Consider the following 23235-nt stretch of genomic DNA (forward strand, 5'->3'; position numbering starts at 1 on the left):
ACCATATGTTGCGGCTTACTGCTTTGACGGTGATGTGGTTCGTATCCTGCGAGTGCTCCATGGTGCGCGCATCCATGAACGTCCGGACTCTGATGCAGCAGAGGCACTGGGGCGTCAGTGAGTGTATTCTGTGCTCGTGTCGAAACCAATCGGAAAATTGCCCTCTCTGAAAGCTCCTGAGACCGTCGTACTCTCGCGTGTCGACCGTCGTGAATTTATCAAAACGAGTTCCCTGGCCGCTGGTGCGCTCGCGTTTGGCGTGCCTACACTTTTGCGCGGACAGAATCTCAACAGCAAGTTGAACATCGCCTGCATCGGAATCAGCGGGAAAGGCCGGAGCGATACTGATGCCTGCGCCGGCGAGAACATCGTCGCGTTGTGCGATGTGAATTCGGGTTCTGAGGCCTATGAGACTCAGACAAAAAAATATCCGAGCGCGAAGTTTTACAAAGATTTCCGCCAGATGCTGGATCAAATGGGCAATCAGATCGATGCGGTGACAGTTTCGACGCCGGATCATATGCATGCAGTTGTGGCGTCAGCGGCAATGAAGAGGAACAAGGCAGTATTTTGTCAGAAACCATTGACGCAAACGATCTATGAGGCACGCTATTTGCGGAAAATGGCCCACGAGAGAAAACTCGTTACGCAGATGGGCAATCAGGGCAGTGCCGCGGACGGTTTGCGCCGCGCGGTGGAGACAATTCAGGACGGACTCATCGGACAAGTACATGAAGTTCACGTCTGGACGAACCGCCCGGTTTGGCCGCAGGCAATGGAGCGTCCAGCCGGAGAAGACCCGGTTCCTGCGACATTGGATTGGGATATCTGGGTTGGGCCGGCTCCAATGCGGCCATATAAGGGCAGCCGCAAGCCAAAGGACCGAGATGGAATTTACGAGCCGTTTAACTGGCGTGGCTGGCAGGATTTCGGCACCGGTGCGCTGGGCGACATGGCCTGCCACACGGTCAATATGCCATTTCGCGCTTTAGATCTCGATTACCCGACGGAGATTGAAGCGATGCCTTTCGGCCAGATGAACAAGGAATCGTATCCTGTCGGCTCCAAAATTCGCTTCGACTTTCCCAAACGCAAAGGCCGCATTCCCCTCGAGCATCCGCATCTTTTCCACCATTACAGAAAGATCGAGCACGATGCGGTGACACTGTGGTGGTACGACGGCGGTCAGCCTGACCCGGCAGCCCGTGGCGGTCATGACCTGAGCAACAAGCCGCCGATCGAATTGACTGCCGACATCATCGCGCTGCAGGGCAAGGTTCCCGATAGCGGTTGTCTGCTGATTGGCGACGGAGGCACAGTCTTTTCACCGGACGATTATGGAGCAAATTTCTTCGTGAAACTGAAGGGCGAAGAAAAATTCCTCCACTACCTCAATCACCCGGCCATGGCGCAATATCCGGAGCGCATTCCGCGCAATCATCATGCCGGGAATAGTGTTTTTGCCCATGCGCAGGAATGGCTTACTGCCGTCAAGGAAAATAAGCCGGAGATGTGCTACTCGCGTTTTGACATCGCTGCGCGTTTCACGGAAATCATGCTGCTGGGCTGCGTGTCATTGCGTGTTGGCCAGAAGATCGAATGGGACGGACCGAAGATGGTTGCGAAAAATTGTCCTCAGGCGGCGCAGTTTATACGGCGACAAGACCGTTCCGGTTGGGCTCTTTCCTGATGTACTTAAGCGGAAGCCGCAGCAGAGTGCAATGCCGGCCAAAGCCGCCTTGCGGGATTCCAGAAGGCTCTAAGACTACGGCAAACAAGCGATAAAAGTTGGGCCTGGATTACAGTCATCCCGTTTTCACCGCCTGTGCCGTTTCATCCCTTGGAGACTGGGGCCGGATGGCCATCCTCCCCAGCCTCCTATTGAGTGGGTTGCCCAGAGCACCCACGAGCTCTGAGGGTTATACTCCACTCGCTTTTCAGGGAAAGCTCCCCTTCACTGAGAGCATCCCTGAACTGTTCATGCTTGTTATGACTACTGAACCGTAAGAGTAAAAGTAGTTGAAGCAGCGATGCTTGATGTTGCTGTATCGGTTCCATCCAGCGTCAAAGTGTATGTTCCCTTTGCTACATCAGTTGAGTTATCAGAGCTGCTTGAGCTACCTGAACTGCTCCCGCATCCGCTGGAGAAACCGAGAACGCCCAGGAGCACAACAAAGCTCAAAATGGCCCATAATCTTGATCTGCGTTTGCGAATACCCCAGCACAGAAACCCTGTAAGGACGGTGGCGCTAATCGGAACTGCTTCGCGGGAAACCGGATCGCCTGGAAAGGATGCGCTGGCCTTTGTTCCTGTGTGGACAAAACTGTGCCTCGTCCCCTTCCGTACAGATGAAGTTGTACTGCACGCGCTTTCTGACGTGTAGATCGTAAGCGTGTTGGTTGCCGTACCGTTCGCACCAACAGATACATTGTTTACGTCGTAGCAACCATAGGTTGAAAGGGATGAACTGCTCGTGGAAAGCGTGAATCCAACTGTGCCTGCATACGAATTTTGCGAGGTAACTGTGATGGTTGAAGTTCCGGAATTGCCTTGTGAGACAGTCACGTTAGTCGCGGCAAGAGTGAAGCTTCCGTTAGAGGAAGTGCCGCTCGATCCGCCGATATCGACCGTTACGGAGCCGTTGGAAGCGGCGAAGGTCGAGTCTCCGGAATAAGTAGCGGTGATAACATGCGCTCCAGATGTGGTAGAAGAGAAGCTATAAGTCGCCGAGCCATTGGAGAGTGCAAGCGATGAAGTCTCAGTCGTGCCATCTACCACAACAGTCAGCGTTCCTGTTGGCGTGGTGGTGATGGAACTCGATTGTGGAGATACGGTGATCGTGATCGCGTCGCTTGCGCCGGAAGAAGGCGTACTGCTCGCCGCGGTAAGCGCAGTTGTAGTCGCCTGGAGCAATGATGAAGAGCCTGCAGACCATGACGTAAGCAGATTATACAAATCAACCGAGCCGAGGCCGGTGGCTTCGTCGTAGCCGGTTGTCGCCGAGTATTCAGATGCTCCTGCTGAAGAGCAGTAGCTTGAGCCTGCAGTACAAGCATTGCTGCCGCTGGTGATGTCATGAAAGGCCGAGGCATAGGTGCTGGAATTTGCGGCCAGCGTATACAGCGTTGAGTTGATCACCCCCTGCCCGGTGGAATTTTCCTTCTGATTGATGAGCGCGAGCATGCCTGCAAAGATAGGGGCAGCAAAGCTGGTGCCTCCTGCCACGGTCAGATACTGTGTGCTCGAATCGCGGAAGCCGCTGTTGCAGCTGGCCTGCTGGCTGCTGCTCCAGGCTGAAGTGTCGCTGGTGCAATAAAGATATCCGGCATTCTCAGCTGAAGAATCCAGCGAGATGTCCGGCACAAGACGATAGCCCTTTGAATAATCCGGCGCAGTAGAAATTCCTGTCACGCCGGTCTGCCAGCTTGGCCTCTTTGTGAGCGTGCTTGTGCCGCCGCCACCTGCCGAAAGCGCGTATTCTGCGCCATATTCCTGGCCGTAGGTGGAGCTGTCATCATTCCAAACCTGCTCTGGAATATACGAAAGTGCAGAAGTGGTAACGTCGCTGCCGCTGGCTGATTCCCAATAGGTTGTATTGGAAGAGGAAACATCCGCAGAGGGAAATTCAGTACCTCCCAGGCCTGTGACATAGGCGCTGCTGGCGGGATAATCTACTGCTAGTTCTTCCTCTGTCGCAGTCACGGTATTGTTGCTGCTACTGCTGACATCTGCATAACAACCTGTTGAACCGTCATCGCCTGAAGCCACGATGATGCTCTGCCCCTGGCTGGCTCCCTGCTCCAGAATAGATTCAAGCGTCGAGTAGTCGCTGGAGCTAAGATCAGGCTCACATGCGCCGTAACTCATACTGATGATGGGCGAGATTTTAGTATCTACGGCATATTGCAGAGCGTCCCATACACTGTAGTTCTGGTTATTTCCTACATAGACAAAATAGATCGTCGCGCCTTTGGCGATGCCGCTGGTGTATTCGAGATCAAGATCGGATTCGGCCTCGTCGCCGGAAGAAACCGCTGCGGTCCCGGAATCAGGAACCAATACGAGGGTCGGATCCTTGACGGTCAGTCCGGCTGCGTTCTGGAACGCTTCAATATCCGATACTTCAACCTCCGACTGGCCAACGACGGCAATGGATTGACCCGTTCCGGTGTAGCCTGCATTGTAGGCTGCCTTGATGTCATAGATAACTGCTACATCTCCAGGCTGGAGATAATGGTTACTGGACTGGCTGGAAGTGAAGTTCGGCTTTGTTCCACCGGATGACCCGCTCATCTGTTGCTTGTGAAATCGTACAAGCGGCTTCGGCCGGAAGTCATCCAGGTTGCGCACAGACTGGACCACTCCGGATAAGGCCGCGGGTATCGCAATCTGGGTGCTGTTGGCGAAATGCTTTTCACCGTCAAGTTGATAGTTATGAATCTCTGTCTTAAACGCCGATTCTGCCTGTGCGGCTGTTCCTGAGAAAGTGATACTGTTATGACTGTTGGAAACCCGGTCAACTGTAAAGCCCTGCTCCTCAAGCCAGCTTTTGACTTGCACAATGTCACTATCAGTCAACCCAAAGCGGCTCGCATATTCGGCAGGAGTGAGCCATTTATGGTAATTTGGCGAACCCGGCGTCTGTTGCTCTTTTATCAATTCGTCGAGCTCGGCCTGCTGCTCTGCTGTGGGTTTGAAGTGCATGGTGATACCGCTGAGACGTGTACCGCCATTTACCCGCCCGGTATCAAATTGCGCTTTTGCATTAGGATTTACGGACCCTCGTAACGATGTCGCAGAACTGGAGGTGATCTCCTGGTTTATACGGCTTTGGGATGTCTGCGCCGAGAGAACACCACATCCCACACAAAAGATTGCAACCACAATGAAACTTAGGAACAGATGACCGACTTTCTCGCCCACGATTAACCTGCTTTTTTGTTGTGCCTCTAAAGAACAGTTTTGAAGACCCTGATTGTAGTCATTACTATCTATCTATCTATCTTTCTTTCCGAAAACTTCGCGGGCCCCAGTAAAACCGATAGCAATTGTTGCAGCGCCACGGATAAAGACCGAACCACCTTGCAACCAACGCAGTTACAGTACGACGGCGGGCGCGGACAAGCGAATTGACAGCGCCGCAGCTCTCGCAGCTAAGAAACTGGATACGCCACTTGTCAGTCCCCATGGCATGTGGCTACTCCTTACGTCTATGCAAGTCAAAATAGCTTTCCAACCATATGCCTGCTTGCTGAAACTTCCTGAATGTCAGACGAATTTTGAATTGGTTTGCTTGTAAAGAAGCGTAACAATTTGTAACGAGTGCAGCTCTGCCCTGTTTCCGAACGAAGTGACCGTTATGCGCGTCTGGCTACATAAGAATCAAGCCGCGCTGAGCCTGATTACCGCGGCGATCTATCCAGGATGAGTTTCTGATGACATGCTTCCGACAACCCATAAGTCGATTTGTTGTACTGCTGCTGGTTGTGTCCTGCTTGACGCAAAGCGTCCACGCTGCATCCGCGAACGGATACTACAAAAAGGGGCGCTCTGCGGAAGAAGCCGGCGACATCATCTCTGCCTATGAGGCTTATAAGACAGCTTTCAATCTCAAGCCGAAAGAGATCAAGTACCGCACAACTTATGAAAGGGTTCGTGTTGCCGCCGCCGCTGAGTACGTAAAACAGGGAGAAAAATATGTCCAGGCTCATAGTTTGCCTGCGGCGCTCGCGGCGTTTCTCAGAGCCCTGGATATCGACTCCACCAATGAAGTGGCTGAAGCCGATGTGCGAAAGCTTCAATTGGAGCTGGAACACAAAGATCATGCGGGTGAAATCCATGATGACTCAGAGCATGTATCGCATGCCGCGCCGCCTCCTAAGCTGGACACGTTTAATAACGAGCCAATTACGCTGCACATGGTGCAGGACAGCAGAGTCATATACCAGACTGTAGGCAAAACCATCGGCGTCAACGTACTTTTCGATCCGGACTATACCTCCAAATCGGTTCAGATTGATCTGAAAGAGGTAACTCCGTACGATGCCTTGCGCATCATTGGCGAGATTTCAAACACATTTTGGAAACCCGTCACTCACAATACGATCTTTGTTGCGCAGGACAACCGCACGAAACGTCAGGTACTAAACCAGCAGGCAGTCCAGGTTTTTTATCTGAAAAATGCGTCGCAGCAGAGTGACCTCAATGATGTTCAGACGGCGCTGCGCCAGGTGTTTACCACGGCAAGGCTGTTTGCAGTTCCCAGTCAGAATGCCATTATGATGCGCGGCACTCCGGATGAACTGCAATTGGCGAGAATGCTGATTTCAGCCCTGGACGAACCGCGGCCTGAAGTATTGGTAGACATCACCGTTATGGAAGTCAGCCGCGACAAGGAGCGGAAAATCGGCCTATCGCCTCCAACTTCGCTGACAGTCAACTCCGGCTCTTCGCAGACTCTGAATCAGATCGGCAGAAGCTCTTCTTACAGCATTTCAGTCGGCCAGGCCGCGGTAGACTTTCTGCTTACGGATTCTGATACCCGCATACTTCAGAGCCCGCGCCTGCGTGCGGTGGATGGGCAGAAGGCGGTACTCAAGCTTGGCGAGAAACTTCCTGTCGCTACGGGCAGCTACACGTATGCCACCAGCTCCACAAGTGCAGCAGCGCAAACTCAGTTTCAATATATGGACGTGGGGGTGAACGTGGAGATGACGCCGGCAATTCATAGCAATCTGGACGTAACGCTGAAGCTAGCCGTAGAGATCTCGGCGCAGAGCGGCACATCCACCATCGATAATGTCGATGAACCAATCATCAGCCAGGAAAGAGCAGAACAGGTCATCCGATTGAAAGACGGAGAAACGACGATCCTTGCGGGCCTGCTCAAGCAGTCGATTAGTCATAATGTGAGTGGATGGCCCGGACTCGGCGAAATTCCCGGGATGAAGTATTTGTTTACTACGCAGGACCATCAAGTCACCAATGATGAACTTGTTTTCATGATTGTCCCTCATATCGTTCGCGCTCCGCAATCAGACGTAAACGCTGCCCACCAGATTGACAGCGGAACTGAGCAGACAATTCAACTCCGCGAAGTTATGCCTTCGCCAGTTTTGTCGAAGCCAGGTGAACATCAATAAGCTTGTGAAACATTCCGATGAGCGCCGAAAAAGGACGAACTAAATTTCGCTTTGGTCCACCGGGATCGATGCGCGTAAGATGCCTGGCCGTAGTTCTCTGTGTGCTGATCGCACAAACGATAAATATAGCGGGGCAAGAAGCCACAATTTCCGCGCCTACAGTAGCGCCAGGTACGAGTGGCACTCCTTCTGATGCGATGAGGCCGGCAGCGGTAAGCGCGAATAAGACGAAGAATATTTCGCGGCGCGACCAGCGTAAGGCGAAAACTAAGTTCCTCCAGGGAGCAGAGGCTTTTGCGAAGGGCGATCTATCTGGAGCTGAGGATGATTTTCTCAAGGCTCACGTACTTGATCCTGACAATACTCAATATTTCCTTTCGGTAGAAGTTGCGCGGCAATACCAGGTAGCAAGGCTCATCCATCAGGCATCCGAGGCGGAGATGTATGGCGACAAGAAGAAGGCAGCGGCCATTCTTCATGAGGCCTTGCGTCTCGATCCTCATAGCCCTATGGCGTCCATATACATGAACACATTGAAAGCCACCTCAACGGTTGCAGCGACGGACGTCCAGAATCACGAAACAACTGCGGCCGGTCCCATCGAACTGAAGCCCCAAAATATACGCTGTTCGTTTCATCTGCAATTGGATAAGCCGGACCTCATCCGGCAGGTGCTGAAAGCCTATGGGATCGAGGCCACGATGGACTCATCTGTAAATAGTACCGCGGTACACTTCGATGCAGATGATGTGAGCTTTACAGATGCCATCGATCTTATGAAGCTGGCCACTGCGACCTTCTTTGTTCCGCTCGACCCGCAGCATGTGTTGGTCATATCTGACACGAAGGAGAACCGAAACAAATATCAAAGATTGGCAATTGAGGCCATCAATTTTCCCGGACTTACTGCTGCGGAAGTGACAGATCTACAGAATATCGCCCGGACTTTGTTTGGCTTGGAACATGGTGTGACACAGGATAAGCGAGGTAATGTCATCCTTCGCGCTCCTGACTATGAGCTGCAGGTCATCAACCAGGCTTTTACAGAGTTGCTTGCAGGACGAAATGAAGTACAGCTCGACATCCATGTGTACGAGGTAGATAAGAACAAAGAGGCGAATGCTGGTGTAGTCCTTCCCAACTCCGCCACCCTGTTCAATGTGCGCTCGGAAATCAACAACGTCATCGCAAACAATTCGAGCCTGGTAGAGGAGATCATTTCAAGCGGTCTAGCCAGTGCGGGAGACTATTCGGCTATCCTGGCTGCTCTGCTTGCTTCAGGAGAGTTAACCGGCACAGTGTTCAATAATACCTTTGTGCTCTTTGGCGGAGGATTGACGGAGACAGGTGCAGAATGGAACAGTGCGACTGCGAATATGCTGCTGAGCTCTTCCGATGTGAAATCCCTGAACCAAATAAAACTCCGTGTTCAAGATCGAGAAGAAGCCACTTTTCGCAGTGGTGAGCGCTACCCAATCATGACTTCCAGTTACACAGCAGAAGCCAGCACTTCATCATCTTCCACACTCTCAGTGCCCAATATTCAATACCAGGACCTGGGGTTAACGCTAAAAGTAAAGCCTGCAGTAGAGGGCGAAAATAAAATGCTGTTGAACCTGGATCTACAACTCACCGCGCTTGCAGGTTCTACGCTCAACAACATACCAGTGCTCTCACAGGAGCAGTACACCGGAGTTGTCTCGCTGCGTACGGGAGAAAGCGCATTAGTGGTGAGCGCTATGTCGAAACAGGACGAACGTGAGATCACTGGCATCCCCGGGTTGAGTGAGCTTCCTGGACTCCGCGATACAACCAACAGAACAGATACAACGAACAATATGGAGTTGGTGGTTTTGATCACACCTCACATCGTTCGATTGGCGCATCTTGAAGATGCTGGAACTATGTACCTGCTGCCAATGTGAGAATGAGGGAATTAGCAGCCACAATATCCATCAATTAACCTGATGCGGCAATTGCTTTTCCATTTACTGAGGTGGTGGCGGCGGTTCCCCCATCCCATCAGGGCCTGGTTGACGTGCCATCTGTTCCTGGTCCTTACGATATTTTGCCTTTTGGTCATCGTTCAGAATTGCAGAAACTTTTGAAGTTTCATCGTCGTGGATGGTCCTCATAGAGTCAAACCGCTCTTCTTGAGACAGGGATAAATTGTGGAATAAGGCACCCATCTGCTTTTTCTCTTCAACGAGGATCGGCCGGATCTGCGCCTGTTGTGCGTCTGACAACTTATATCGCTTTGTCCATTTGGACAATTGCTTATCTACATTCATCGACGGTGGAGCATCCATCGCGCCAGGAGGTGGCGGCGGTCCTGGCTCCTGGCAAAATGCTGTCTGATGCGTTGCAATTGATACGCATACTGCCGTGCCATACAGTGCAACTAACATTCCCCGGACTAGCTGTTTCATATCAGACTCCAGATGGTTCGGTGTGCTTTCTTAACGGGATCATAGTCATCGCAACGGTAAAGATGTGTAACAAATGGTAAAGACATCCTAAATCGCACACGCGATGACCTGCACAGACATGATGCAATGTATAAACTGGCTTGCATTATTTAGATACACGGATTACAACAACTCCATGTGCAGGCACAGTGGTCGAATATGAATCTGTAATTGTGCCTAGATCAACATGCGCCCACAGATCACGAACCTTATGCTTTCTTTTCCAGCCGAACTCTTTCCGCCGAATGACTAGTCTCATTTCCTGCGATCCGCGATTGAATAGACCGATGGCATAATCTCCTGAAGACAGTGGCTTAGTCCAGATTGCAGTCTCTCCTTGTTCCGCAACTTGCGTTCCCGCTTTCCCAAGAGAATCCTGATCAACAGCAACGATCTCGTTGTTCAGCAGGATGTCCTTTATCTCTGGAGCCATGTTGCGCAAGTCATTGCCTGCAATCAATGGAGCGGCAGCCATGGCCCATAAGCTGAAGTGTGTTTTGTACTCATCGATGGACATGCCGCCATTTCCGATTTCCAGCATGTCAGGATCATTCCAGTGCCCTGGCCCCGCATGCGGCGCCAGTTTACTTTGAGCAAAGCCAATCTCGGCCATTGATTCGTAGCGGTCGCGAATATCGCCTGTAGTCCGCCATAAATTCCCACCCACCTGCGCTCCCCAACTCTCAACATCAGCCTGCCCATACTGGCATAGTGCATACACGATAGGGCGTCCAGTCTGTTGAAGGGCATCGCCCATCTTCTGATATGCCGCGCGCATGTCGTTGTTCTTCCATACTCGAGATGCGCTGCACCAGTCGTACTTGAGATAGTCGATTCCCCATGCGGCATACATTTGGGCATCCTGTTCTTCGTGTCCATAGCTCCCAACATAGCCCCCGCATGTCCGTGGACCCGGTGAAGAATAGATGCCAAGCTTCAATCCTTTCGCGTGGACATAGTCCGCCAACACCTTCATGTCAGGAAAATTGGAGTTAGGCTTTAAAGTTCCGTCTGGCTCACGCTGTGAGTTTTGCCATCCATCATCGATGATGACGTAGCGATAGCCGGCGTTCAGCATTCCGGAAGCAACAATGGCGTCAGCTATTTCCCGTACAGTTTTGTCATTGATGTGTGTCTGGAATTTATTCCAGCTATTCCATCCCATGGGCGGCGTCTTCGCTAATCCGTTGTATGGAACTGAATGCAGTGCAGGAAGGATCACTCTAGGTAAAGCTGCATAGTCTACGGGTGCCGCGCGGAAAGAGGGTGTTGGAATTCCACGTTTTGCTACAACTGGCCCGATGTGAAATCCTCCGCCGGGACCACCCGGGCCAGGAGGTCCGGCACCCGGAGGTGGCGCTGGCATTGCAGGCGTCAGCACCAGCGTATCGTCGACAATTTTGCCTGTAACTTCACGATTCTGGATTTGACCGAAGGATTCAAGGGCAACAGTGAAATGAAATGTATCGCCTGTCACTACCCCATCTACAATCGGAGAGTCACCGAAAGGAAGCTCTTGGGTGCCGGTAATCTTTCCATCGATGATTTTGAGATGGTAGACCAGCTCCATCTCTCCCATAGGCGACTTCATTTGGGCGACCCAGGTCCCCGATACTCTATCTTCCTTTTTGTTGCTGTCGTCTACACTCTGCCCAACATACTGAATAGGAACAGCCAGAAGCCCGATGAATGAAAGTACCCTGCCGAATTCTTTCAGTTTCTGCTTTCTAAGCATGCGATTCCTCACAGACTAAACCTGGTAAACGAGTCCTCCATCGCGGGCAGTAGGATTAGTCTTTCAAAGACCTATTCCTGCTCTCATTTGTACGCACTCGCTGGTCCTGCGTTCCGCAATGTCCATGCTTGTACAAAGGCAAACGCTTAGGGGTAAAGAAAGGTAACGATTTGTAGCAGTGCGTAACGACACAGAGTGCCACAGTATCTTCTAACAAAAACTACATTGCATGGTTGAGGACTTAATTGCAGGGTCACTAACTTGCGAACTGTTAGTTCGGCACCTTGGCATTCATGCGAATTTCCGAATACTATCTGTGGGCATTCATTCGAGGCAGGAGGATTTGGACGTCAAGGCCTTGGCCGGGACGATTGCTCGCCATGATCTTTCCTCCATGAAGATGCACTGCCCGCTCGGCGATTGCGAGGCCAACGCCGAATCCTCCGGAAGACCCAGAGCGGGCCATATCTACCCGGTAAAATGGCCGAAAAACCTGCGAGAGGTGCTCTGCTGGTATTCCCGGTCCGGTGTCCCGAACCGAGACCCTGATGCAGCGATCGTTCATTCCCGCAGCCGCTGCTTCATTTTCGTCTGTTTCGCCTAGTTCGACCTCGATCAACCCGCCCGAAGGTGTGTATCGAATCGCATTCCTGAGTATGTTCTCAAGAGCGCGTCGCAACATCTCCCGCTGTCCGGAGAACTGAATGTCGTTGATCTTCGATTCGAACTGAATCCGGCAGCCGCGAGCGGTGGCCTCAAAGTTTGCATCTTCGAGTAATTCGTCGATCAGCTCACGCATGCTGAATTTGTCAGCACGCGGCGGCTCTCCAAGACTTTCAAGAAGGGTGAGGGTGAGCATTTCACCGATAAGATCGTTCACTCTGTCCGCTTCGCGCTCCATCCTTTCGAAGGCTGATTGGTCCAGTGCACTATCTTCTCTCGCAAGTTCAAGCGCCATACGCAATCGAGCTAAAGGAGTGCGCAATTCATGTGAAATGTCGCGCACGAGCAGCTTCTGGGCCTCGATCAATTCGGTGACCCGATCCGCCATGCTGTTGAAGTCGCGCATGAGCGTCCGAACATCGGCGCTATCAAATTGGCCCCAACGGGATCCTTCGGACACCGGCAGCCTGGTCGAAAGATCACCGACAGTAAAACTACGGAATGCCTTTGAAAGGGCGCGGAGCGGCCGGGTCAACAGGTAGGCAAAAAGGAACGTCACCAGAATCGAAATCGGTAATGCGCTTTTGGGGAAAGGGGGGAACCACCGCGGTGGTTGGAAGGGCGCCCTCAGTATGAGATACCACTTCTCTCCAGAATCAAGAGTAACGGGCCGCACCTGCACCCAGTCCTCATGATCTCGCCTACCTATAATGTTTCCTTTTCTGATCACTCGATCCAGCAACGATTGGGTAGATGGATCTATCGAACTTGAGCACAAGAGCCGGCCATGCGAATCGGCGACCATCATTCGAGGATTCGATATTGCTGGCGACGTGCAGCCGTGCACACGATAATCGGCCAGAATCATTCTGAGCGACTGCTCTGCGGAGATCGCGTTGATTGCATCTGATGCGGCTGGCGGTCCCGGATCATCCCCAGGAAGGAAGATGGTTGCGCCGATAAAAATCCCGATCGTGGCTATCCAGAACGAAAGGAAGAGTTGCAGGAAAAACGTTCGCATTCCTTGGTTATTCCTCTTCCATGCGAGCAGCCTGACGAGACGGTGAGAAAAGATAACCGCTACTTCGCACGGCAATCAAACCACCGTTAAATTTAGGCAGTGCCTCAAGCTTTTTTCTTAGACGAGAGACATGCATGTCCAGGCTTCTGTCATACGCGCGATGCGGTCTCTGAAGAGCTTCCATGCAGAGCATATCGCGATTGAGCACTTCGCCTGGGTGCGCGAGAAACAAACGTAACAGAAGATACTCAACATCCGTCAGGTCGATAAGTTGGTTCCTGAACATGATCTGCCGGTTTGGAGCATCGATGGAGAAGTCTGCAAGCGATTCTGTAGCTCCTGATTCCCAGCGATGCACAACATGGGAACGCCGGATCACTGCTCGCATACGAGCAAGAAGTTCTCTGGGATTGAAGGGCTTGGGAAGATAATCGTCAGCGCCCATTTCCAGCCCTACGATACGGTCAATCTCCTCGCCCCTCGCGGTCAGCAGGAGCACGCATGGGTTCATCTCATGCTGAAGTCTGCGCAACACCTCAAAGCCATCTAAATCCGGCAGCATCACATCGAGCACGATGAGATCAGCATGCATCGCTTTTGCTGCTTCCATTCCTGTCAAGCCACTGTGAACGGTGGTCACCTCCCAGCCGTGACGTGTCAGATAATCCTGCAGCATCGAACAGAGCTCGACATCGTCGTCAATCAGCAGCACACGCTCTTTACTCGCTGTCTGTGTATCCACTTGGTCTTCCTTGGTCTTCCTCTCATCAGTGTGCCGCTAAATGAATTGCTACGGGCGATCCAGTTACAAATTGTTACTCAGATGTGACCCTTTGTTACGTGCGTGAGCGGTTCTCTGAAGTCTCCTAGTAAAGAAAGATGCTCCTTCAGAGAGGCCGATGCAACAAGCAACGAAACCTGCCCCCATCGAAGAATCAAATCAACCGACCCGACGCAAGAGACGTTGGCTTGCCTGGCTCCTGGTCTTGCTGGTATGCGGAGTTCTCCTGCTTCCACTGCTCCACCGGGCCATGCCGCCTGCTGGAATGGGGCCAGGTGGGCCGCCGGGAATGCCTCCGGGTGGGCCAATGGGCTCTGCCCGCGCAAATGCCGGGACTCCCGTAACGGGCGCCAAGGTCCAGACGGGCCAGATGAATATTTACCTCGATGCGCTTGGAACCGTAACGCCATTGGCGACAGTGAACGTGTATAGCCAGGTGAGTGGACGTGTCCTCTCCGTGAATTACCGCGAAGGGCAGATGGTTCATCAAGGGCAGGTCCTGGTGGAAATCGACCCAAGCCCTACTGAAGCGCAATTACAGCAGGCGCAAGGAAGCCTGACGCGCGATCGCGCCACTCTTGAACAGGCGCGCATCAATCTTCAGCGCTATCAGGAAGCTTTGAAGGACCACGCTATTGCCGAGCAGACAGTTTTCGATCAGGCTGCGACAGTCAAACAATATGAGGGTACAGTCACCAACGATGAAGGACAGGTGAAGTATTACCAGGTGCAGTTGGGCTATTGCCACATCATTGCGCCGATCTCCGGAAGGATTGGCCTCCGCCTCGTCGATTCAGGCAACACGATCTTCTCCGGAAGCTCAACAACCATCGCGACGATCACCCAACTGGACCCCATTACAGCTGTCTTCTCTGTTGCAGAAGATCATTTGGCAAAGATAGAGCAGAAGGTCAAATCGAGTCGCGGCGGATTAGCAGTTGTGCTATACGACCGTTCTCAGACTACGAAGCTTGCAACGGGAAAGCTGTTGACGCTGGATAACCAGGTTGACACGACCACAGGAACTGTCCGGCTGCGGGCGTCGTTTAATAACTCCTCCGGCGCGCTCTTTCCCAATCAGTTCGTGAATGCGCGTCTCGAGGTGGACACTCTCGAAAACGCGAAGCTGATTCCCACAGCAGCTGTCCAGTACAACGGGCAGCAGGGTTTCGTGTATGTCGTAAAGGCCGATTCCACAGTAGCGCTGCAAAATGTAACAGTCCTGAATACAGAAGGGGGTCAGTCCGCCGTCGAGGGCCTGGATGTGGGTGAGACAGTAGTCACGAGCAACTTCGACCGCCTTACCGATGGCGCGAAGGTAACTGTTGGCACGGGCCAACCAAGCATGATGGGGCCTGCCTGATGACGATTTCCCGGCCATTCATTATCCGGCCAGTTGCCACAATCCTGCTGATGATCGCGATCCTTCTCGTTGGAGTTGTGGCGTATCTTCAGTTACCGATCTCTGCTTTGCCAGAGGTGAATTACCCCACGATTCAAGTGCAGACTCTCTACCCAGGCGCAAGCCCGGAAGTGATGAGCTCTACCGTCACCGGCCCGCTCGAGAAACAGTTTGGGCAGATGCAGGGGTTATCGCAGATGACCTCGACCTCGTCGGGCGGAGCCTCGGTGATCGTTCTGCAGTTTGATCTGAGCGAAGACATCGACGTGGCAGAACAAGAGGTGCAGGCGGCCATCAATGCCGCCACGTCGTACCTGCCAAGCGATCTCCCGATTCCTCCGACATACAGCAAGACCAACCCCGCTGACGCACCTGTTCTCACCCTCGCACTTACATCGAAGTCCATGACGTTAAGCCAGGTGCAGGATCTCGCGGATACGCGTCTGGCCCCCAAGATCTCCCAGCTGAGCGGTGTCGGTCTGGTCACGATTCAGGGCGGACAGAAACCCGCAGTCCGCATCCAGGCCAATCCCACTGCGCTTTCCTCGTATGGCCTGACGCTTGAAGACCTTCGCACCGCCATTACCGGCACGAGCGTCAATACGGCAAAAGGGACCCTGAATGGACCGCAACAGGCATACACGCTCGATGCCAACGACCAGCTGACATCTGCCGACCAGTACAAGCAGGTAGTCGTTGCATACCGGAACGGCTCGCCCATTATGCTGCCTGAGGTCGCGAGCATCACAAATGGGGTCGAGAACGCAAACCTTGCTGCCTGGATGAACACCACACCGGCGGTCATTATAAATATCCAGCGTCAGTCGAATGCAAACACAATCAAGGTTGTCGATTCCGTTAAAGCCCTCCTTCCACAACTGCAGGCAGGCCTGCCTGCGTCTGTAGAGGTCCACACCCTGACAGATCGCACCGTTACAGTGCGCGCTTCTGTCGAGGATGTTGAATACGAGTTGATGCTGACCATCTTCCTCGTTGTGGCAGTGATCTTCCTGTTCCTGCGCTCATGGCGCGCAACCATTATCCCCACAGTGGCGGTTCCCTTATCGCTGATCGGCACCTTTGCCGTGATGTATGCGCTCGGCTACAGTCTCAACAACCTTACGCTGATGGCGCTCACCATCTCCACCGGTTTCGTAGTGGATGACGCAATCGTCATGATCGAGAACATCAGCCGGTATCTCGAACAAGGCATGAAGCCCCTGGAGGCGGCTCTCAAAGGAGCTGAGGAGATTGGTTTCACCATTCTCTCCCTCACATTTTCGCTCATCGCCGTGCTCATCCCTCTCTTATTCATGGGCGACATCACCGGACGCCTTTTCCGCGAGTTTGCGGTCACGCTGGCGGTAACGATTGTGATTTCAGCTGTGGTTTCGCTCACGCTGACGCCGATGATGTGCTCGCGGCTGTTGAAACACATTCCACCTCAGGAAGAAAGCCGTTTCTACAAATGGTCTGAGCACATATTTGAGCTTGTGATCAGATTTTATGGCCGCACCCTGCAGTGGGTACTCGCACGCCAGCGCACGGTGCTGGCGATAGCGTTTTTGATGATTCTTGGGGCCGGACTACTGTACTACTTCATTCCTAAAGGATTTTTCCCCATACAGGATACGGGCATTCTGCAGGCCATCACTCAGGCTCCTGAAGCGACCAGTTTCCAGGCAATGAGTGACCGCCAGCAAAGGGTCGCTCGCGTTCTTTTGGAAGACCCGGCGGTTGAATCTCTGTCCTCATTCATTGGAGTCGATGCTTCCAATCCCACCATGAATACAGGACGGATGCAGATCAATCTGAAGCCGCTCGCAACGCGTAAGGTAACAGCGAGCGAGGTGATCCAACGGCTTCGCCCGAAATTGAACCGCATCATCGGAATACAGACATATCTGCAGCCGGTGCAGGATCTGACCGTAGAAGATCGTGTCAGCAGGACGCAGTATCAGTACACCATTGAAGATCCCGACAGTGCGGAACTGAAAGCATGGACGGAAAAGATCGTTGCCAGGCTACGCGCCCTTTCTCAATTACAGGATGTAGCCACCGATGAAGTTCCAAATGGAAATGCAGTTTCACTCGACATTGACCGCGTCACAGCTTCCCGCCTGGGCGTCACCCCACAGACGCTTGACGACACGCTCTACGACGCATTCGGTCAACGACAGGTCAGCACTCTTTATACCCAGACCAATCAGTATCACGTAATTCTGGAGGTAGACCCTCATTTCCAGTGGAAGCCTGAAAACCTGGAAGACATCTACCTGCAAGGATCGTCCAGTACCAGCTCCACCAACAGCAGTGGCGGAGCCGGTTCATCGGGCAGCAGCACATCGAGTTCACAACTGACTGCCAGCAGCACCAGTGGAGTCAGCGCTACCACGTCTAACAGCTCCACCCTGGCTATGACCTCTTCCAGTACTCAGCTGAGCAGTTCGTCCCAGACTGGAGCCATCAGCAGTACAAGCTCAAACAACACTGTACTTCAGACCTCAGCTACGAGCGGCAGTACCTCCGCCCAGAACAACTCTTCGAGCAGCAACGGAAGCAGTGCGACAAGCGGCGGAGGTAGCGGTAGCGGCAGCAGTAATACGATTTCCCGCAATCCGATACCTCTCGCGGCATTCGCCGTCATGAAGAAAGGACTGACGCCTCTTACGATCAACCGGCAATCGCAATTTCCCGTTATTACGGTCTCTTTCAATCTGGCTCCCGGAGTTCATCTGAGCCAGGCAGTGGATGCCATCAACGGGACAATACAGAGCCTTAAGCTGCCGATCAATGTTCAGGCAAAATTCCAAGGCACGGCGGCAAGCTATGAGAACTCTCTCACGAATGAAGGCCTGCTGGTTCTTGCAGCGCTTGTGACGGTATACATCGTTCTCGGGGTTCTCTACGAAAGCTTTATTCACCCACTGACTATCCTGTCGACGCTTCCTTCTGCTGGTGTCGGCGCATTGCTTGCTCTGATGCTGTTCAAACAGGACCTCGGCATCGTCGGCATCATTGGAATCGTACTTCTGATCGGCATTGTGAAGAAGAACGGCATCATGATGGTGGACTTCGCTCTTCAGGCAGAACGGTTAGAGGGTAAAACACCCGAAGAAGCGATCTACAACGCGAGTCTTCTGCGCTTTCGTCCGATCATGATGACAACTCTCGCTGCTCTGTTTGGCGGCCTGCCGCTCGCTTTAGGGCACGGTATTGGGGCAGAGCTTCGCCGGCCTCTTGGCATCGCGATGGTCGGTGGTTTGTTGTTGAGCCAGGCGCTTACCCTTTACACCACGCCTGTAATCTATCTCTGGTTTGACCGCATTGGCCGGCGGTTGCTGCGTCGCAAAACAACAGAAGCAGCTACACAGCTTGATCTTCCATTAGGCGGTGAAGCGTGAACCTTGCCGCGCCCGCCATTCGCAGGCCCATCGCTACAACCCTGCTGACCGCAGCAGTCGCTCTGGCTGGAATCCTGGCTTTCCATGTTTTGCCGGTTTCGCCGCTTCCACAAGTGGATTCACCGACGATCAGCGTCAACGCCAGCTTGCCGGGTGCAAGTCCCGATGTCATGGCCGCCTCTGTCGCAACGCCGCTGGAGCGGCAATTCGGCCACATCGCGGGAATTACGGAAATGACCTCCCAGAGCTCTACTGGCAATACAAGTATCTCTCTTCAATTCGATTTGAATCGCAATATCAACGCTGCCGCGCGCGATGTACAGGCAGCCATCAATGCCGCACGGACGTACCTGCCGACAAACCTTCCTGCCAATCCAACATACCGGAAGGTCAATTCCGCAGATTCTCCAATCGCCATTCTCGGAATTGAATCCGACACTTATCCGGTTGGCGCTCTTTATGATTCCGCATCAACGGTCGTTCAACAGAAGATTTCGCAGATTCAGGGCGTTGGACAGATCACGATTGGCGGCTCAACTCTGCCCGCCGTTCGCGTGGAGATCAATCCGCTCCAGCTGGAGCATTACGGGCTCAGTCTTTCCGATGTCGCTACATTTCTCAAAAATCAAAATGCACATACGCCTACCGGCAGAGTGGCTGACGGACAGACGACCAGCTACATCATGGTCAACGACCAGCTCTCAAAAGCCGCCGACTACAAGCCTTTGATTGTGAGCGTGAAGAATGGCGCCGCGATCAAGCTTGGCGATATTGCCGATGTTGTGGACTCGACGGAAAACCTCAGGTCGAGCGGTTATGTAAACGGACGCAAGTCAGTGGACTTGATTATCTTCAAGCAGCCGGGCGCGAACATTATCGAAACCGTCGATCGAATCAAAGCTCAGTTGCCTGCCCTTCGAGCTGCCATCCCTGCGGGCCAGATCATTACGCAGATTATGGACTCGACAACGACGATCCGGGCGTCCCTGCACGATACCGAGCTCACGCTCCTCCTCTCTATTGTTCTGGTGATCATCGTAGTCTTTGTCTTCCTGAGGGACTGGAGGTCCACCATCATCCCGGGGATCGCAGTGCCGATCTCGCTTATCGGTACATTCGGCGCAATGTACCTGCTTCACTATTCGCTCGACAACCTGAGCTTGATGGCGCTGACGATTTCTACCGGCTTTGTAATCGACGATGCCATAGTGGTGATGGAAAATATCATGCGTTACATCGAGCATGGGATGGATCCCCTTGAAGCGGCATACAAGGGTGCGCAGGAAATTGGCTTCACCGTGCTCTCGATCACTGTCTCTCTGGTCGCCGTATTTATACCCATCCTGATGATGGGTGGAATCATCGGGCGGCTCTTCCGCGAGTTTGCTGTCACGCTTTCTGTCGCGATTCTCATTTCGATGGTGCTTTCCCTCACGACAACGCCCATGCTTTGCTCGCGCCTGCTGAAACTGCGGAGCGAAGACGAGCATGGCCGTCTTTACCGAATGGTAGAAGGCTGGTTCAACCGTCTGCTGAGGCTCTATGAAAGGAGCCTGCGCTGGGTTATCCGCGATCACGCTGGTTTGGTTCTGCTGGTGTTCTTGTTCACGATTGCGTTGAATGCCGTTTACCTGCTGCGTGTTCCAAAGGGACTCTTTCCCCAGCAGGATACAGGTCTGCTCATGGGCGGTGTGCAGGGAGCGCAGGATGCTTCGTTCGCAATGATGGACGCCTCGGTACAGAAAGCGGTTGCAATCATCCGCTCCGATCCGGCAGTCCAGAACGTGGTCGGTTTTACCGGAGGCGGGCTGGGGACCTCCAATAATGCCTTTATGTTCATCGTGCTCAAACCGCTGAAGCAGCGAAAAATCAGCGCAACAGATGTATTGAATCGGCTTCGTCCAAAATTGATGAGCATTAAAGAGGCCCAGACTTTCTTGATGGCCGGACAAGAGATCATGTTAGGCGGGCGGCAATCAAATGCTCAATATCAATACACGCTGCAGGCGGACTCCACAGCTGACTTGAAGAAGTACGTTCCACTGCTCACGCGGGAAATGAAAAAACTCAATATTGTCGCGGACGTGAATTCAGATCTGCAAACTGGGGGTCTTGAAGCTTATCTCACATATGACCGTCTCACAGCGGCACGTCTCGGGATCATGGCGTCAGATATCAACAATGTCCTGAACTACTCGTTCTCGCAAGCGCAGGCATCAACCATCTATAAACCTCTGAACCAGTACCATGTGGTCCTGGAGGCGCAATCGCAGTTCACACAGGCGCCGGAAACCCTTCGAAATACCTATGTGCAGACATCGGATGGATCGGTGCCGCTCAGCGCCATCAGCGCCTACCGACCGCTGACGGGGCCCTTGTCTGTAAATCACACCGGTCTCTACCCTTCTTCAACCATCTCCTTCAATCTTTCTCCAGGCACATCCCTCGAACAGACGACGGCTCAGGTACATAAATTAGAAGAGCAGTTGCACATCCCAAAGAGCGTGCACGGAGCGTTCTCCGGGACAGCACAGCTGTATCAGTCTTCGCTCGGGTCGGAGCCCATCCTGATTGGGACCGCCATCTTCGCGGTCTATATCGTGCTCGGCATTCTCTATGAAAGTTTCGTGCACCCGGTTACCATCCTGACGACGCTGCCTTCGGCCTCATTAGGGGCTGTAATCACGCTGGTTCTCTTCAACGCGGAACTCGATGTCATCTCGCTGATCGGCATCATCCTTCTGATCGGCATCGTCAAAAAGAACGCCATCATGATGATCGACTTCGCTCTCCAATTAGAGCGCGAGCAGAATCTGCCGACGGAAGATGCGATCTTCCAAGCCTGCATCCTTCGTTTTCGTCCAATCCTGATGACCACGATGGCAGCGTTCTTCGGTGCGGTCCCTCTCGCCTTCGGCACAGGGATCGGCTCCGAATTCCGAAGGCCTCTCGGTCTCACGATCATGGGCGGCCTTATCGTCAGCCAGGTCCTTACTCTTTACACCACACCGGTCGTTTATCTCATGCTGGATCGTCTGCGCCTTCGCATGAAACATCGCGGATCAAAGCACATCTATCCCGGCCGTCCGCAGGAGGCACTATGAAACATCGTCACACGACATTACACACAAGCGTGGTCACGCTGGTTGTTTTTCTCGCCTACGTCTCCTTTGTCGGCTGCCGCGTCGGACCTAAATATGTGCGTCCGAATATACCTGACGCTCCGCCTGTCACCTATAAGGAAAATCAGCCGGGGAGTCCCGAAGCTCAGTCAAATGGCTGGCGCCAGGCAAATCCTCAGGACACGATGCTGCGCGGCAAATGGTGGGAGATATTCGGAGACCCCGAACTGAATGCTCTTGAAGAGCAGCTGAACATCAACAACCAGAACATCAAGCAGTATTTTCAAAACTACATGGCCGCCATTGCCGTCGTTCACAATGCGCGCGCTTCCCTCTTTCCGACCATCTCATTTGCGCCCAGTCTTAGCGCTCAAGGAACAGGAAGCGCGAGCAGCGCAACCGGCTCTACTTCATCCGGCACCCTCGTCAGTAGCTCCAATCAAAGCTATTCGCTTCCAGTCAGCGCCTCCTGGGAGCCGGATCTCTTTGGAAAGATCAGAAATACGATTCGGGAACAGGCCAATGCAGCGCAGGTAAGTAATGCAAACCTCGCGAACGAGACTCTGAGCGAGCAGGCGAGCCTCGCGCAATACTATTTCGAACTCAGAGGTCAGGACAATTTACAGGAGCTATACAGCAAAACCATCCAGGCTTACCGCGAATCACTGCACTTAACACAAACACTCTACCGAACAGGAGTTGATTCCGAGCAGGACGTGGCTCAGGCTGAAACGAATCTGCGAACAGCGGAAGCAAACGCATCCTCGGTAGCTACTACACGCGCTCAGTATGAGCATGCAATTGCACTGCTGGTCGGGCAGGCTGCAGGCAATTTTTCCGTACCTGTGCGTCCGCTTGATGCCCGGCCTCCTTATGTTCCAGCAGGTGTACCCTCTCAACTCCTTGAGCGCCGTCCTGATATCGCCGCGGCAGAGAGAACTATGTCGGAAGCAAATGCTCTGATCGGCGTAGGCAAGGCAGCATACTACCCGGATATCTCGATCAGCGCGAGCGGCGGAACGCAAAGCTCCGATATTACGAAGCTCCTGAATATTTCAGCTGGCTTTTGGTCTTTCGGAGCAAGCGCAACAGAAACAGTGCTCGACTTCGGTGCCCGGCGGGCCACCGTTCGGCAGTACAAGGCACAATACGCCGCGGATGTGGCAGCATACAGGCAGACCGTGCTCAATGCCTTCAAGGAAGTAGAAGACTACCTCGTAGCCAGTCGCCAATTGGCTGAACAGGAACAGAAGCAACAACTGGCAATCCAATCAGCACAGAGGTACGAGAAACTTGCCATGACTCGATACAAAACAGGCGTCGACACCTATCTCAACGTGCTGACGGCTCAGAACAATGTGTTCAGCAGCCAGCAGACTGCAGTAACGCTCGAGACCAACCGCATGACCACAGCAGTACAGTTGATCGCTGCTCTTGGAGGCGGCTGGAATGCATCCGATCTACCTTCGGAAAAGGAGGTAAGCACGAAACGCTAA

The 23235-nt window shown here is 53.1% G+C and carries 12 protein-coding genes; 7 read left to right on the top strand and 5 right to left on the bottom strand.

Annotation, left to right across the window (positions count from 1 at the left end; translation table 11 throughout):
- Positions 1-157 precede the first annotated feature (157 nt).
- Entirely contained in the window at positions 158-1690 is a 1533-nt protein-coding gene (locus AC5S16_RS04160) for a Gfo/Idh/MocA family protein (RefSeq protein WP_493928767.1), read from the top strand.
- 303 nt (positions 1691-1993) lie between these two features.
- On the opposite strand, the gene AC5S16_RS04165 is transcribed toward AC5S16_RS04160, so the two are convergent.
- The gene (locus AC5S16_RS04165) at positions 1994-4705 is read right to left on the bottom strand and encodes a protease pro-enzyme activation domain-containing protein (RefSeq protein ID WP_493928768.1); all 2712 of its coding nucleotides are present in this window, start codon (positions 4703-4705) and stop codon (positions 1994-1996) included.
- A 791-nt stretch (positions 4706-5496) separates the two neighbouring features.
- On the opposite strand from AC5S16_RS04165, the gene AC5S16_RS04170 reads away from it, so the two are divergent.
- Both AC5S16_RS04170 and AC5S16_RS04175 read left to right on the top strand, forming a co-directional pair.
- Complete coding sequence (locus AC5S16_RS04170) at positions 5497-7143, top strand: type II secretion system protein GspD (protein ID WP_493928769.1); 1647 nt, start codon at positions 5497-5499, stop codon at positions 7141-7143.
- Between the two features lie 197 nt (positions 7144-7340).
- Positions 7341-9068 carry a secretin GspD/PilQ domain-containing protein gene (locus AC5S16_RS04175; protein ID WP_493928770.1) on the top strand — a complete coding sequence of 576 codons (1728 nt, stop codon included), beginning with the start codon at positions 7341-7343 and terminating at the stop codon, positions 9066-9068.
- Positions 9069-9131: 63 nt separating this feature from the next.
- Here AC5S16_RS04175 and AC5S16_RS04180 read toward each other — a convergent pair whose 3' ends face one another.
- From AC5S16_RS04180 to AC5S16_RS04195, 4 genes are all read right to left on the bottom strand, one after another.
- Positions 9132-9572 (bottom strand): hypothetical protein, encoded by a 441-nt coding sequence (locus tag AC5S16_RS04180; protein ID WP_493928771.1) that lies wholly within the window; start codon positions 9570-9572, stop codon positions 9132-9134.
- A gap of 145 nt (positions 9573-9717) precedes the next feature.
- Positions 9718-11346, bottom strand: coding sequence for a glycoside hydrolase family 27 protein (locus AC5S16_RS04185; protein ID WP_493928772.1), 1629 nt, complete (start codon positions 11344-11346; stop codon positions 9718-9720).
- 310 nt (positions 11347-11656) lie between these two features.
- Positions 11657-12877 carry a sensor histidine kinase gene (locus AC5S16_RS04190; RefSeq protein ID WP_493928773.1) on the bottom strand — a complete coding sequence of 407 codons (1221 nt, stop codon included), beginning with the start codon at positions 12875-12877 and terminating at the stop codon, positions 11657-11659.
- Positions 12878-13037: 160 nt separating this feature from the next.
- Positions 13038-13772, bottom strand: a complete 735-nt coding sequence (locus AC5S16_RS04195) for a response regulator transcription factor (protein WP_493928774.1) — start codon at positions 13770-13772, stop codon at positions 13038-13040.
- A gap of 157 nt (positions 13773-13929) precedes the next feature.
- Between AC5S16_RS04195 and AC5S16_RS04200 the strand changes: the two genes are divergently transcribed.
- From AC5S16_RS04200 to AC5S16_RS04215, 4 genes are read left to right on the top strand one after another with little or no spacing between them, the layout of a single operon-like run.
- A complete protein-coding gene (locus tag AC5S16_RS04200) occupies positions 13930-15174 on the top strand; it encodes an efflux RND transporter periplasmic adaptor subunit (protein ID WP_493928775.1) in 1245 nt (414 codons plus the stop codon).
- Entirely contained in the window at positions 15174-18617 is a 3444-nt protein-coding gene (locus AC5S16_RS04205) for an efflux RND transporter permease subunit (RefSeq protein ID WP_493928776.1), read from the top strand. Before AC5S16_RS04200 ends, AC5S16_RS04205 begins: the two co-directional genes overlap by 1 nt.
- The gene (locus AC5S16_RS04210) at positions 18614-21721 is read left to right on the top strand and encodes an efflux RND transporter permease subunit (protein WP_493928777.1); all 3108 of its coding nucleotides are present in this window, start codon (positions 18614-18616) and stop codon (positions 21719-21721) included. Before AC5S16_RS04205 ends, AC5S16_RS04210 begins: the two co-directional genes overlap by 4 nt.
- Positions 21718-23235: an efflux transporter outer membrane subunit gene (locus AC5S16_RS04215; RefSeq protein WP_493928778.1), complete on the top strand. Its 1518-nt coding sequence runs from the start codon at positions 21718-21720 to the stop codon at positions 23233-23235. The genes AC5S16_RS04210 and AC5S16_RS04215 overlap by 4 nt, the downstream gene beginning before the upstream one ends.

The organism is Acidobacterium sp. FHG110202_01 (genome assembly GCF_059115305.1).